Below are 13,140 nucleotides of genomic sequence, written 5' to 3' on the forward strand. Positions count from 1 at the left end.
CCAGGGTTCGGCGGTATGTTGCGGACGTGAGCGAGCAGAGCGGGGCGACCGTCGCGTCGTCGGACAGCAGCAGCAGCGAGGTCTCCGACGACGACATCGTGGTCGCACTGCGGCCGAGGCCGCTCGGCGATCGGACCGTGGCACTGCTCCTGGTCGTGCTCGGTGCCGTCGGGTTCGCCGCGTCGTTCGGGCTGGCCTGGGAGAAGTACCTGGCGTTCGTCGAGCCGGACCGCGCGGCGTCGTGCACGCTCAACCTCTTCGTCACCTGCAGCGCGGCGATGGACTCCTGGCAGGGCGCGCTGCTCGGCTTCCCGAACCCCTACCTCGGTGTCGCAGCCTTCCCCGTGGTGATCACCACCGGCGTCTTCCTGCTGACCGGTGCGCGGCTGCCGCGGTGGTACTGGACGTCGCTGCTGGCCGGGACCGTGCTGGGGCAGGCCCTCGTCTTCTTCCTGATGTACACGAGCTTCTACTCGATCGTGGCGCTGTGCCCGTACTGCATGGTCGTGTGGACGGTCATGTGGCCGCTGCTGTGGTACCAGGTCGTGCGCGGCGTGCAGACCGGCGACCTGCCGGTGGCGGACGGCCTGCGGGACGCTCTCGTCGGCAACCGCACGATCATCCTGGTCATCGGCTACGTCGTCGCGGTGGGCTGGCTGCTCCTCGCCGTGGGCGAGGACCTGGTGCGCTCCTTCTGACGTCCCGCGGTGTCCGCGCGAGGTGCCTGGCCGCGGGTGCCTGGCCGCGGAGCGTCCGTGGCATGATGGAGCGATGAGGTCCATCCGCTCGCTGCTTGCGTAGCCGTACCGGCTCAGCCCCTCGATCGGGCACACCCGGTGCGGCCGCCCCTGCTGCTCCTCGGAGCATGGGGGCTTTTTCGTGCCCGGAACCCGATCACGCAGACGGAGCAGCGACCCATGACCGACACGATCCCTTCCACGCCCCGGCCGGTCGGTAGAATCCCGCAGGTGACGACCCCCGACGCTGACCCCACCACAAGCACGCCCGAAGGGCCCCGATTCCGGTACACCCCGGCCCTCGCGCAGGAGATCGAGCTGCGCTGGCAGGACCGGTGGGAGGAGCGCGGCACGTTCCACGCCGCGAACCCGGACGGCGCGCTCGGAGGGCCGGAGGGCACCGCCGCAGGCAGCCCCTACTTCATCATGGACATGTTCCCGTACCCGTCGGGAGCCGGTCTGCACGTGGGTCACCCGCTGGGCTTCATCGCCACCGACGTGGCCGGCCGGTTCCGGCGCATGTGCGGCGACAACGTGCTGCACACGATGGGCTTCGACGCGTTCGGCCTGCCGGCCGAGCAGTTCGCCGTCCAGACGGGCGAGCACCCGCGCCTGGTCACCGAGCGGAACATGGTCACCTACCGGCGACAGCTGCGCCGCGCCGGGCTGGCGCACGACCAGCGCCGCTCCTTCGCCACGATCGACCCCGGGTACGTGCGCTGGACGCAGTGGATCTTCCTGCAGATCTTCGACTCCTGGTACGACGCCGAGGCCGAGCCCGCCCCGGGCGGCACCGGCACGGGCCGGGCGCGGCGCATCCCCGAGCTGCGCGCCGAGCTGGCCGCCGGCACCCGCCCGGTGCCCGGGTACGACGGCGACAACGCCGGCGGTGCCGTCTGGGCCGGGCTGAGCGAGGCCGAGCGGCGCGACGTCGTCGACGCCCAGCGCCTGGCCTACGTCGACTCCTCGCCGGTGAACTGGTGCCCGGGCCTGGGTACCGTCCTGGCGAACGAGGAGGTCACCTCGGAGGGCAGGTCCGAGCGGGGCAACCTGCCGGTGTTCACCAAGAACCTGCGCCAGTGGAAGATGCGCATCACCGCGTACGCGGACCGCCTGACGGACGACCTGGAGCTGATCGACTGGCCGGACAAGGTCAAGGCGATGCAGCGCAACTGGATCGGCCGCTCGCACGGCGCGCGCGTGCGGTTCGACGTCGTCGGCACCTCGGACTCCGACGCCGCCGGCGCCGGCGGTGAGGTCGAGGTCTTCACCACCCGCCCGGACACGCTGTTCGGCGCGACGTTCATGGTGGTCGCCCCCGAGCACCCCCTGCTGGACGAGGTCCCGGCCGACTGGCCGGACGGCACGAAGAGCAGCTGGACGGGCGGGAACGTCAGCCCCGTGGAGGCGGTGGCCGCGTACCGCAAGGAGGCGTCGGGCAAGAGCGCCGTCGAGCGCCAGGCCGACGCCGGCAAGAAGACGGGCGTGTTCACCGGCCACCTGGCGATCAACCCGGTGACCGGGACGACGATCCCCGTCTTCACGGCGGACTACGTCCTGATGGGCTACGGCACCGGCGCGATCATGGCGGTCCCCGGCGGTGACGAGCGCGACTTCGAGTTCGCCCGCGCCTACGACCTGCCGGTGATCTACACGGTCGAGCCCGAGGGCGGCCTGCCCGAGGACATCGACTCCGCCTACACGGGTCCCGGCCGGGCGATCAACTCCTCCAGCTCCTCCGTGAGCCTGGACGGCCTGGGCGTCGAGGAGGCCAAGGCCAGGATCATCGCCTGGCTGGGCGAGAACGGCGTCGGGCAGGGGACCACCACGTACCGGCTGAACGACTGGCTGTTCTCCCGGCAGCGGTACTGGGGCGAGCCGTTCCCCGTCGTGTGGGACGAGGACGACCGGCCGGTCGCCGTCCCGGACGCCCAGCTGCCCGTCGACCTGCCGGACGTGCCCGACTACGCGCCGCGCACCTTCGAGCCCGACGACGTGCACTCCGAGCCGGAGGCGCCGCTGGGCCGCAACGAGGACTGGGTGCACGTGACCCTGGACCTGGGCGACGGCCCGCGGCGGTACCGGCGTGACACGAACACCATGCCGAACTGGGCGGGCTCGTGCTGGTACTACCTGCGCTACCTGGACCCGGCCGACACCGAGCACGCCGTCGACCCCACGCTGGAGAAGTACTGGCTGGGGCCGCGGCACAACGCGACGTCGGGCCCGGCGGGCGGCGTCGACCTGTACGTGGGCGGCGTGGAGCACGCCGTGCTGCACCTGTTGTACGCGCGGTTCTGGCACAAGGTGCTGTTCGACCTGGGCCACGTGTCGTCGCTGGAGCCGTTCGGGAGGCTGTTCAACCAGGGCTACATCCAGGCGTACGCCTACACCGACTCGCGCGGCGCGTACGTGCCCGCCGAGGAGGTCGAGGGCGACGAGCAGTCCGGGTTCACCTGGCAGGGGCAGCCCGTGAGGCGGGAGTACGGCAAGATCGGCAAGTCGCTGAAGAACGTCGTCTCGCCGGACGACATGTACGAGGCCTACGGCGCGGACACGTTCCGCCTGTACGAGATGTCGATGGGCCCGCTGGACCAGTCGCGGCCGTGGCAGACGCGTGACGTCGTCGGCTCGCAGCGGTTCCTGCAGCGGCTGTGGCGCAACGTGATCTCGGAGGAGACCGGCGAGGTCACGGTGTCCGACGACGCCCCCGACGACGCCACCCTGCGCGTGCTGCACCGCGCCGTCGCGGACGTGCGCACCGAGATGGAGGCGATGCGCCCCAACACGGCGATCGCGAAGCTGATCACGCTGAACAACCACCTGACCGGGCTGGACCGGGTGCCGCGTGCCGCGATCGAGCCGCTGGTCCTGATGACGGCGCCGGTCGCGCCGCACATCGCCGAGGAGCTGTGGGAGCGGCTGGGGCACACCGCGTCCCTGGCGCACGAGCCGTTCCCGGAGGCGGACGAGGCGTACCTGGTGGCCGAGACCGTGACCTGCGTGGTCCAGGTCAAGGGCAAGGTCCGCGCCAAGATGGAGGTGGCCCCGGACGTCTCCGAGGCGGACCTCGAGGCCGCGGCGCTGGCGGAGCCGAACGTGGTCCGCTTCCTGGACGGCGCCGGCGTGCGCAAGGTCATCGTCCGCGCTCCGAAGCTGGTCAACATCGTCCCGGCCTGAGCCCGGCCCGGCCGGATCGCCCGTCGCCCGGCCGGGCCGCCTGCGTGCCAGGGGGCGCGGGACGTGTCAGCATGCCGCCATGGCGCAGCCCGCACTGGATCCCACGTCCCACTCGCACGGCGGCCCGGTCGCGCCGTCGTCGGCCCGCACCCGGGGGCTCCTCGCCGCGGCGCTGATCCCGGCGCTGCTCGCCACGCTCGCCGGGATGCTCCTCCTGTGGCCCGACGGCGGGTCGGTCCCCGACCGGGTGCCCGCCGTCGTCGAGGGGGCGACAACCCTCGACGCGGCCGTGCTCGACGCACCGGCCGGCGGTCAGAGCGTCCGGGTCCGCCTCGCGGACGGCACGGAGACCACCATGGCCTCGCCGGGGCCGTCGGTGCCCCTGTCCGCGGGCGACCGGATCGTGGCCGTCGACATCTCGACGGTCTCGCCGATGGCCCCCGACCCGCTGGTCTTCAAGGACCACCAGCGCAAGGTGCCCGTCGGCTGGCTGGCCGCCGCGTACGCCCTGGTCGTGCTGGCAGTGGCCCGGTGGCGCGGGCTGGCGGCGCTCGCCGGGCTCGGGATCGCGTTCGTCGTGCTCCTCGGCTTCACCATGCCCGCGCTGCTCACGGGCGAGGCCGCGCTGGGGGTGGCGCTGGTGACGGCGTCGCTGGTGATGTTCGTGACGCTGTACCTGGCCCACGGCTTCAGCGCGCGGACGTCGGCGGCGCTGCTCGGGACCCTCGTCGGGCTGGCGCTGACCGCGGGGATCGGGGTGTGGGCGGCGGGCGCGACATACCTCGGCGCCGCCGACCACGACGCCCAGTTCCTCCTGTCGGAAGCGCCGCTGACGGACCTGCGCGGCGTCGCGCTGTGCGGGCTCGTGCTCGCCGGGATGGGCGTGCTCAACGACGTGACGATCACCCAGGCGTCGGCCGTGTGGGAGCTGCGCGAGGTCGCGCCCGGCGCGTCGCGCGGCGTCCTGTTCGCCCGCGCGATGCGGATCGGGCGCGACCACATCGCCTCCACCGTCTACACGATCGCGTTCGCCTACGTGGGCGCGGCGCTGCCGCTGCTCATGATGGTGTCGCTGGTGGACCAGTCCCCGGTGCTGGCGCTGACCTCGGGCGAGATCGCCGAGGAGGTGGTCCGCACGCTGGTCGGCTCGATCGGCCTGGTCCTGGCCATCCCGATCACGACCGCGATCGCCGTCCTCGCGGTCCCGCCTCCGGCCGCCGAGCCGGAACCCGCCGGCCTGCCCGCGGCCGACGTGCTCGACCCGGCCGACGCCCACCGCTGAGCGCAGCGGCTCGGCGGGGGCCGTCGACGGCGGACGGTGAGCGGTCAGCCGAGGCGCAGGGACCCGACGATCTCGTCCGCCCAGAGCTTCGCGGAACCGCCGCGCGGGTCGGCGGTCAGGACGTGGCCCAGCCGGTCGTTGTTGTCCGCCGGCCGCACGACGGGGCCCGCGGCGGGGAGGCCGTGGGCGACGACACGCGGGTCGCCGTGCAGGCTCGCGGCGTCCGGAGCGGCACGCAGCTCGCCGTCGGCCCCGGCCAGGAGGAACGCGACGGCGGCGCTCGCGGCGCGCGGGCGGCCGCGCGGTACGGGCGCGGTACCGAGTGCGAGGTCCACCACCGCGTCCAGCGGGTTCAGCCCGGTCACCAGCTCCACCAGGTCGAAGATGAAGCCGCCGCCCTGGCGCGGGTTCAGCTCCACCACGCGCGGCCCGGCGGCGGTGAGCCGCACCTCGGTGTGGCTCACGCCGTGGGTGTAGCCCACGGCGTCGAGCACGGCGGCGACGTGCCGTCCGACGGCGTCGCGGGCGTGGTCGCCGAGAGGCGCGGGGAAGAGATGGCCGGTCTCGATGTAGGCTCCGCCGACGTCGGCCACCGACTTCGCGGTGATCCCGACGACCTCGGTGACGCCGTCCCGGGTGATCGCCTCGACGCTGACCTCCGGGCCCTCGAGGACGCGCTCGACGAGTGCGAGCCGCTCCAGGCGCTGCCCGCGGGAGTTGCGCTCCGGCGCCGTCGCCGCCTGGAACGCGACGGCGAGCTCCGCCTCGTCGTGGACCCGCCGCACCCCGGTCCCGGAGTTCAGGTCGACGGGCTTCACGACCAGCGGGTATCCCAGGTCGGCGGCGGCCTTGCGGGCATCGGCCCAGGTGGCGGCGACGGCGTGCGGCACGTCGGGGACGCCGGCTGCCGCGAGGGCACGGCGTACGAGGTGCTTGCGCGTGGCCGTGCGCATCGCGTCGGCGGACGCGCCCGGGAGCCCGAGCGCGCCGGCGACGGCGGCCACGGTGGGCAGGTAGTAGTCGCACGTCGTGAGCACGGCGTCGACTCCCTGGCGGGGCACGTCCTGGCCGGGTGCGTCTGGTGCGGTGGTGTCCGGTCTGGTGGCGTGGCGTGCGGCGACCTCGCGGGCTGCGGCCACCGTGGCGGCGTCGTCGTTGGTCTCGACGGTCACCACCTCCGCGGCGCCCGCCAGGACGGGGTGCGGGGAGCCGTCCGGCAGCGTGTAGAGCGACGGGTCACGGGTCAGGAGGACGTAGTCGAGGCCGCGGCGGGCCAGGAGCGCAGGGAGCACGAGGCCGGTGGACTGGAGCCAGCTCTCGACCATGAGGACGGTCATGCCCACCCGCCCCACATCAGAATGATTCTCATGCGCCCATATGCTGTCACACCCCCGCCCTCCGGCCCACCGGAACGGCCGGCCGCCCGCGGGTCGGCCTGCGGGCGGCGGCAGCCCGGCCCGGAAGCGTCGCGCGATCGGTCCGTCGGTGAGTGATCGGCACTTTGAACTGCCGATCACTCACCGACGGACCGATCACGCGGGGGGTCGGTCGGGCGGTGGCTCGTCATGGGGGGCACGGGTGTCGGTGGTGTGTGCCGGTTGTCGTCGGTCGGCGGGGTGGTCAGGAGCGGGAGCCCAGCCAGGGGGAGAGGACGTCTTCGCGGCCCAGCCAGGAGAGGCCGTGGTCCGCGAGCTCGTCGGGGCGGGCCAGGGCGTCGTGGAAGGCGTCGACCAGGCCGTGGCGGGCGTCCTGGGCCGCGTCCGGCTCGTCGTCGGCCGATCCGACGACGACGATCCGCGTGTGCGGCGCGGCCGACGCCGCCGCCTCGTCCCACGGGCCGAGGTCGCCCAGGAAAAGCTGGCCGCCCGCACCGTCCCACAGGCAGGCGGACAGCGGACGGTCCACCACGTGGAAGACGCCCCGGCTGCGCATCCGTCCCGCGCCGAGGTCCTCGATGCGGTCCAGCAGGCGCTCGGGGTGGAACGGGCGGTCGGAGCGCAGCTCGAGGGTCCAGCTCCGGTCGCCCGCGGTCCGGCCGGGCCGGGTGGTGCGGCGCGCGCCGAGCGGGTTGCTCCGGTGCTCGCCGCGGACCGGGTCGTGCCGGCGCGCGGCCAGCTGGGCGGCCGTCACGCCGTGCACGCCCTCGACACGGTCCGAGTCCTCGGCGCGGATCCGGTCCATGAGCCCGGACCCGGTGGGCGCGGCCGTGGCCTCGCCGGCGACGACGACCAGGTCGGCGTGCTCCACCTGCGCGGCGAGGGCCTCACCGACGGAGCGTTCGTCGTCGGGGGTCAGGGCGATGCCGCGCGCGGCGACGAGGTCGTCGGCCAGCAGGTCGTGCTCGAACGTCTCGACGTCGGCGACGGTCGCGGCCGTCGCGATGCGGGCGCCGGCGAGCAGGCCTCCGTGCGTGGTCTCGGCGGCGAGGGCGCGGGTGACCGGCAGCGACTCGGCGCTCACGGGGAGCGCCAGGACGACGTCGGACCAGCGCCCGTCCTCGGTCAGGGCCGCGAGCGTCGGCAGCGCGTCCTCCCGGACCGCGCACGACAGGCAGGCGTGCTCGAGCGGCACGAGCACCTGTTCGACGACGCCGGACGCGTCGACCACCACCCGCCGGATCATGCCCTCGCCGGCGAGGATGTCGTGCCGCAGGGCGACCGTCCCGGGTGAGTCGACGACGAGCCCGAGCACCGCGGAGTCGCGCAGGACGGGATCGACGGACGCGAGCACGCTGATCGGGACGCGCTGGTCGGCGGGGCGGTGACGGGGCATGCGGGCCTCCTTGTGGTGGGCGTGCGGCGGGCCGGTCGCCGGCCGCACATTTGATAACCGTTCTCAACGGGGGTACTGTACCCCGAGTTTGAGAATGATTGTCAGAAGCGCTCGGGCCGGATGGCTCGACCGCTGCTCGGCCGGGCTCGTCCGGCGCGCGAGGAGAGGAAGCCATGTCAGCCGTCTGTCAGGTGCTCGGCACCAAGCCCGGGTTCGGGAACTCGGTGTCGCACTCCCACCGGCGCAGCAAGCGCCGCTGGAACCCGAACATCCAGAAGAAGCGCTACTGGGTGCCGTCGCTCGGGCGGCACGTCACGCTCCGCGTGAGCGCGAAGGGCATCAAGACGATCGACCGGCGCGGGATCGACGTCGTCGTGGCGGGGATCCTCGCCCGGGGGGAGAAGGTCTGATGGCCAAGACGTCGAAGATCGCCGCCGACGCGCGGCGCCGCGCCGTCGTCGCGCGGTACGCCGGACGTCGCACGGAGCTCAAGCGGGTGATCGCGTCCCCGCGCTCGTCCGCCCAGGAGGTGGCCGAGGCCGCGGCCGAGCTGCGCCGCCAGCCTCGCGACGCCAGCGCCACCCGCCTGCGCAACCGTGACGCCGCCGACGGCCGGCCGCGCGGATACCTGCGCAAGTTCGGGCTGTCCCGCATCCGGGTGCGCGAGCTGGCCCACCGCGGCGAGCTCCCGGGAGTCACGAAGTCCAGCTGGTGAACGACCGAGAAGACGAAGGAGAACCGACATGAAGGTGCGCGCCTCACTGCGCTCGCTGAAGGACAAGCCCGGCGCGAAGGTGGTCCGCCGCCGTGGCAGGACGTTCGTGATCAACAAGCGCAACCCGCGCTGGAAGGCGAGGCAGGGCTGATGGCCACGAAGCGCGCCGACCTGCGCCCCGTCATCCGCATGGTCTCCAGTGCGGGGACCGGCTTCACCTATGTCACCCGGAAGAACCGGCGCAACGACCCGGACCGGCTCGTGCTGCGCAAGTACGACCCGGTCGCCCGCCGCCACGTCGATTTCAAGGAGTCCCGATGAGCCCCCTGACCCGTACCCCTTCCCGGAGGTCCGTCGCGGCACTCGCCGCCACGCTCCCGCTCGCGCTCCTGGGCGCGTGCGCCTCGACCGGGACCCAGGCCGGGGAGGCGGCGACACCGTCTGCCGCACCCTCGGAGAGCCGCGAGGCGACCGAGGCGCAGTCGCGCACCGCACGTCTCGCGGTCACCTACGACGGCGGCATCAAGGTGCTCGACGCGCTCACGCTCGAGGAGGTCGGCGACATCGAGCTCGACGGCTTCAACCGGCTCAACCCGGCCGGCGACGAGCAGCACCTCATGGTCTCCACCACGGGCGGCTTCCAGGTCCTGGACCTGGGCACGTGGGCCGAGGCGCACGGCGAGCACGCGCACTACCGGACGTCGGACCCGGCGCTCCTGGACGTGACCTACCCGGCCGAGGAGCCGGGCCACGTCGTCGTCCACGAGGGACGGACGGCGCTGTTCGACGACGGCACCGGGCAGGTCTCCGTCCTCGACTCGGACGAGGTGGCTGAGGGCGCCGCCGACCGGGAGGAGACCCTGCCCGCGCCGCACCACGGGGTCGCGGTCGAGCTGTCCGACGCCTCGCTCGTCGTCTCCGAGGGCACCGAGGACGAGCGCGACGGCATCCGTGTGCTCGACGCCGACGGCAAGGAGATCGCCGCCGCCGACGGCTGCCCCGGCGTGCACGGTGAGGCCGTCGCCGCCGACGAGGCGGTGGTGCTCGGCTGCGAGAACGGCGCGCTGCTGGTGCGCGACGGCGAGATCACCACGGTCGACGCGCCCGGCTCCTACGGTCGCATCGGGAACCAGGCCGGGACCGAGGCGTCGCCGGTGGTGCTCGGCGACTACAAGGTCGACGCCGACGCCGAGCTGGAGCGGCCCGAGCGTGTCTCGCTGATCGACACCCGGTCGGGCGACCTCACGCTGGTGGACCTGCCGTCGTCGTACACGTTCCGGTCGCTGGCGCGCGGGGACGACGGCGAGGCGCTCGTGCTCGGGACCGACGGGAGCGTGCACGTGATCGACCCCGACTCGGGCGCGGTCACCGACTCGATCGACGTGATCGACGCCTGGGAGGAGCCGATCGAGTGGCAGGACCCGCGCCCCGCGATCCTCGCGCTGGACGGGTCCGTGTACGTGACCGACCCGGAGCACGACGAGATCCACGCGGTGGACGTCCAGACCGGGGAGGTGTGGCTGTCGGCCGACCTGGGCGTGACGCCGAACGAGATCGCGGGCGTGCTCGGCCAGGCCGAGGAGCACGACGCGCACGAGGGTCACGAGCACGACCACGAGGACGAGGACGAGGACGAGCACGACCACGAGGACGGTCATGAGGACGAAGCAGGTCACGGTGACGAGGACGAGGACCACGGAGAGGGCTGACGATGAAGCAGGGTATCCACCCCGAGTACGGGCCGGTGGTGTTCCGTGACCGGAGCGCGGGCTTCGTGTTCCTGACGCGGTCCACGCTGGCCGGGCAGACAGCGGCCGGCCCGGGCCGGCCGCGCACGACGATCGAGTGGGAGGACGGTCGCACGTATCCGCTCGTCGACGTCGAGGTCTCCAGTGCCAGCCACCCGTTCTGGACGGGGAGCTCCCGTGTCGTCGACACGGCCGGGCGCGTGGAGCGGTTCCGGCAGCGGTACGGGACGCGGAGCACGGCGGGAGGCGCCGCGGCGGGAGACGCCGCCCGCGACGGTGTCGCGGGCGGCGGCGCGACGGCGGAGGGGCGTGCCTGATGGCGGTTCCGAAGCGGAAGATGTCGCGCTCCCGGACACGGTCGCGGCGCTCGCAGTGGAAGGCGACGCTGCCGGTACTGGTCGCCGTCACCACACCGGACGGTCGCTCGGTGCGGGTGCCGCAGCACCTCGCCGGTGCGGCCCGCCGCGGGATGCTGTGACCGGTGGCTGATGACGCGGTCCTGGCCGGGGCTCCCCGGCCGGGACCGCGCTCGCGTGACCGTACCGGGTCCCGCGGTGCGCGGTGGGCCGGCCGGGCGGGCGGGCGGGCGCCCGACGGTCTCCCGGGCCCCGCACGATCCCGGGCCCGGGACTCGGGCCGGTAGAATCGCTCGGCCATGCCATTCTTTCGCCGACACCCCGAGACGCGCACCGGGGGACGTCCGTCCCGCCCTCGCGGCCAGGGGGCGCGCCCGCGCCAGGCGGTCCGGGTCGTCACCGACTCGACGTCGTGCCTGCCGGTGGGGACGGCCGAGCCCGGTCCGCGGGTCGTCCCGCTGCGCGTGGTGACCGATCGGGAGTCCTACGACGAGGGTGTCGACGTCACCGCCGGGGATGTCGTCCGGATGCTCGACGACGACACCCAGGTCACCACGTCCCAGCCGTCGCCGGACCGTTTCGCCCGGACCTACCGTGAGCTCGCCGACGACGGCGCCCGCGCGATCGTCTCCCTGCACCTGTCGGGCGAGCTGTCCGGCACGGTCGGTGCGGCGAGCGCGGCCGCGGCGCGGTCGCCGCTCGCCGTGCGGGTCGTCGACTCCCGGACCGTCGGCCCCGGTCTCGGGTTCGCCGCGCGCGCCGCGGCGGAGTGCGCCGCGGCCGGGTGCGATGCCGCGCACGTCGCGGCGCGGGCGCGCGAGGTGGCGGACTCCTCGGCCTCGGTGTTCGTGGTCGACACCCTGGAGCACCTGCGTCGCGGCGGGCGGCTGTCCGGCCCCGTGGCGGCGCTGGGGACCGTGCTCGGCGTGCGCCCGATCCTGACGATGCGCGACGGCCGGATCGAGCTCGCCCAGCGCGTCCGCACCCGTGCGGCCGGGATGGAACGGCTGCTCGACCTGGCCGGCCAGTCCGTCGAGGGCGCCACGCGGCCCGTCGTCGGAGTGCAGCACTTCGGCGCGCCGGACCGGGCCCGCACCCTGGCCGGACGGCTGCGCACCCGGACCCGGGTCGAGGTGGAGATCTCGGACATGAGCGCGGTCATCGGGGTTCACGTCGGCCCCGGGACGCTCGCCGTCGTCGTCGCCGACCTCGGGGACCACGAGCACTGACGGCGGCCGCCGCCGGCCTTGGTCACCGCCGGCCGCAACGGCGCTCAGGCGCCGAGGACCTCCCGGAGGGTTGCCGCGAAGCCGGGCGGATCGCCGGCCGGCTGTCCGTACTCGCCGCCCATGAAGCCGTTGTGGCCGCCCGGGAAGACGGTCGCCTCCTGGCCGAGGCGCTGCGCGATGCTGCGGGAGGTGCGCCCGGTGATCTCCTCACCGGTGTCCGCGCCGACGCCGATGACCAGGCGCGGGCCCGGCCGGTCGAGCGCGTCCCAGTCGGGCTCGTGGCGCGGCATCCACACCATGCTCGACGAGAACATCACGTCGTCCCGGGTGCCGTCGTCGTCGGCCGGGAGATCGAACGCGGCAGGGTCGGGTGCGGGACGTCCGAGATATTCGGGCGTCAGCTCCCCGCTCTCCATGACGAGGGCGATGAACCCTGCCATCGCGTGGCCCGAGCCCTTGGCCAGGTAGGTGTCGTGGATGTCCTGCATGGCGGCGGCGACGACGTCACGGTCCGGGAGGAGCACCGGCAGCGGGGGCTCGTGCGCCACGACGGTACGCAGCAGGTCCGGGTGGGCGGCGGCCAGCTCGAGCGCGATGACGGCACCACCGCTGGACCCCAGGAGATCGACCGGCGTGCCGCCTGCCACCGCCTCGATCACGCGGAGCACGTCGCCGGTATGGTCCGCCGCCTCCGTGCCGCTGCCGGGCTCACGGGTGCTGCGCTCCACGCCGCGAGGGTCGTACGTGACCACGGTGCGGTCGGCGAGGTGGTCCACGAGGCTGTCGAAGCCGCCGGCGCCCATCGGCAGGCCGATCACGACGAGCGGGGGAGCGTCGGACGGGGTCGCCGGCTCGCGCACGTCGTAGGTGAGGACGGCGCCGGGCGCTTCCAGGGTGAAGGTCTTCTTCTCGGGCATCGTGCGGTCTCCTCTGGGTCGTGCCGGCGGGCAGGCACCGGTTCGATGATGCTGACGACGACGCGGCGCAGTACTCATCGGTGCGCGCACCGTCATTCTGTCGACGCGGCCGGCGGGTCGCTCGCCCAGCCGAAGGGACTCCTGAGGCTCCTCCCCGACGTGGACCCTCCCACCGCGGCCCTGCGGAAGAGATACCGACCGAGG

14 protein-coding genes are annotated in these 13,140 nt (G+C 73.8%); 11 read left to right on the forward strand and 3 right to left on the reverse strand.

The features are described 5' to 3' along the window. Positions 1-26: 26 nt before the first annotated feature. The 3 genes from ACYU96_RS01125 (at position 27) to ACYU96_RS01135 (ending at position 5,199) form a co-directional block, all read left to right on the forward strand. Positions 27-698 carry a vitamin K epoxide reductase family protein gene (locus ACYU96_RS01125; protein ID WP_460748249.1) on the forward strand — a complete coding sequence of 224 codons (672 nt, stop codon included), beginning with the start codon at positions 27-29 and terminating at the stop codon, positions 696-698. 270 nt (positions 699-968) lie between these two features. Further along, positions 969-3,917 (forward strand): leucine--tRNA ligase, encoded by a 2,949-nt coding sequence (gene leuS, locus ACYU96_RS01130; protein WP_460748250.1) that lies wholly within the window; start codon positions 969-971, stop codon positions 3,915-3,917. A gap of 79 nt (positions 3,918-3,996) precedes the next feature. Further along, on the forward strand, positions 3,997-5,199 hold the full coding sequence (locus ACYU96_RS01135; RefSeq protein WP_460748252.1) for a YibE/F family protein: 1,203 nt from the start codon (positions 3,997-3,999) through the stop codon (positions 5,197-5,199). Between the two features lie 44 nt (positions 5,200-5,243). Here ACYU96_RS01135 and ACYU96_RS01140 read toward each other — a convergent pair whose 3' ends face one another. Both ACYU96_RS01140 and ACYU96_RS01145 read right to left on the reverse strand, forming a co-directional pair. Further along, on the reverse strand, positions 5,244-6,536 hold the full coding sequence (locus ACYU96_RS01140) for an ATP-grasp domain-containing protein (RefSeq protein ID WP_460748254.1): 1,293 nt from the start codon (positions 6,534-6,536) through the stop codon (positions 5,244-5,246). 283 nt (positions 6,537-6,819) lie between these two features. Then, the gene (locus tag ACYU96_RS01145) at positions 6,820-7,971 is read right to left on the reverse strand and encodes a GTP-binding protein (RefSeq protein ID WP_460748256.1); all 1,152 of its coding nucleotides are present in this window, start codon (positions 7,969-7,971) and stop codon (positions 6,820-6,822) included. A gap of 173 nt (positions 7,972-8,144) precedes the next feature. On the opposite strand from ACYU96_RS01145, the gene rpmB reads away from it, so the two are divergent. From rpmB to ACYU96_RS01185, 8 genes are all read left to right on the forward strand, one after another. Beyond that, entirely contained in the window at positions 8,145-8,381 is a 237-nt protein-coding gene (rpmB, locus tag ACYU96_RS01150; protein ID WP_460748258.1) for a 50S ribosomal protein L28, read from the forward strand. Next, positions 8,381-8,686: a 30S ribosomal protein S14 gene (gene rpsN, locus ACYU96_RS01155; protein ID WP_460748259.1), complete on the forward strand. Its 306-nt coding sequence runs from the start codon at positions 8,381-8,383 to the stop codon at positions 8,684-8,686. The genes rpmB and rpsN overlap by 1 nt, the downstream gene beginning before the upstream one ends. 28 nt (positions 8,687-8,714) lie before the next feature. Then, on the forward strand, positions 8,715-8,837 hold the full coding sequence (ykgO, locus tag ACYU96_RS01160; RefSeq protein ID WP_460748261.1) for a type B 50S ribosomal protein L36: 123 nt from the start codon (positions 8,715-8,717) through the stop codon (positions 8,835-8,837). Next, a complete protein-coding gene (rpmG, locus tag ACYU96_RS01165; protein ID WP_460748263.1) occupies positions 8,837-9,007 on the forward strand; it encodes a 50S ribosomal protein L33 in 171 nt (56 codons plus the stop codon). The genes ykgO and rpmG overlap by 1 nt, the downstream gene beginning before the upstream one ends. After that, entirely contained in the window at positions 9,004-10,395 is a 1,392-nt protein-coding gene (gene aztD / locus ACYU96_RS01170; protein ID WP_460748265.1) for a zinc metallochaperone AztD, read from the forward strand. The genes rpmG and aztD overlap by 4 nt, the downstream gene beginning before the upstream one ends. 2 nt (positions 10,396-10,397) lie before the next feature. Beyond that, on the forward strand, positions 10,398-10,751 hold the full coding sequence (locus ACYU96_RS01175) for a type B 50S ribosomal protein L31 (protein ID WP_460748267.1): 354 nt from the start codon (positions 10,398-10,400) through the stop codon (positions 10,749-10,751). After that, positions 10,751-10,912: a 50S ribosomal protein L32 gene (rpmF, locus tag ACYU96_RS01180; RefSeq protein WP_460748269.1), complete on the forward strand. Its 162-nt coding sequence runs from the start codon at positions 10,751-10,753 to the stop codon at positions 10,910-10,912. The genes ACYU96_RS01175 and rpmF overlap by 1 nt, the downstream gene beginning before the upstream one ends. A gap of 177 nt (positions 10,913-11,089) precedes the next feature. Beyond that, a complete protein-coding gene (locus tag ACYU96_RS01185) occupies positions 11,090-12,019 on the forward strand; it encodes a DegV family protein (RefSeq protein WP_460748270.1) in 930 nt (309 codons plus the stop codon). 44 nt (positions 12,020-12,063) lie between these two features. On the opposite strand, the gene ACYU96_RS01190 is transcribed toward ACYU96_RS01185, so the two are convergent. Further along, entirely contained in the window at positions 12,064-12,936 is an 873-nt protein-coding gene (locus tag ACYU96_RS01190) for an alpha/beta fold hydrolase (protein ID WP_460748272.1), read from the reverse strand. Positions 12,937-13,140 lie beyond the last annotated feature (204 nt).

The sequence above is a fragment of the Myceligenerans cantabricum genome, from assembly GCF_054777735.1.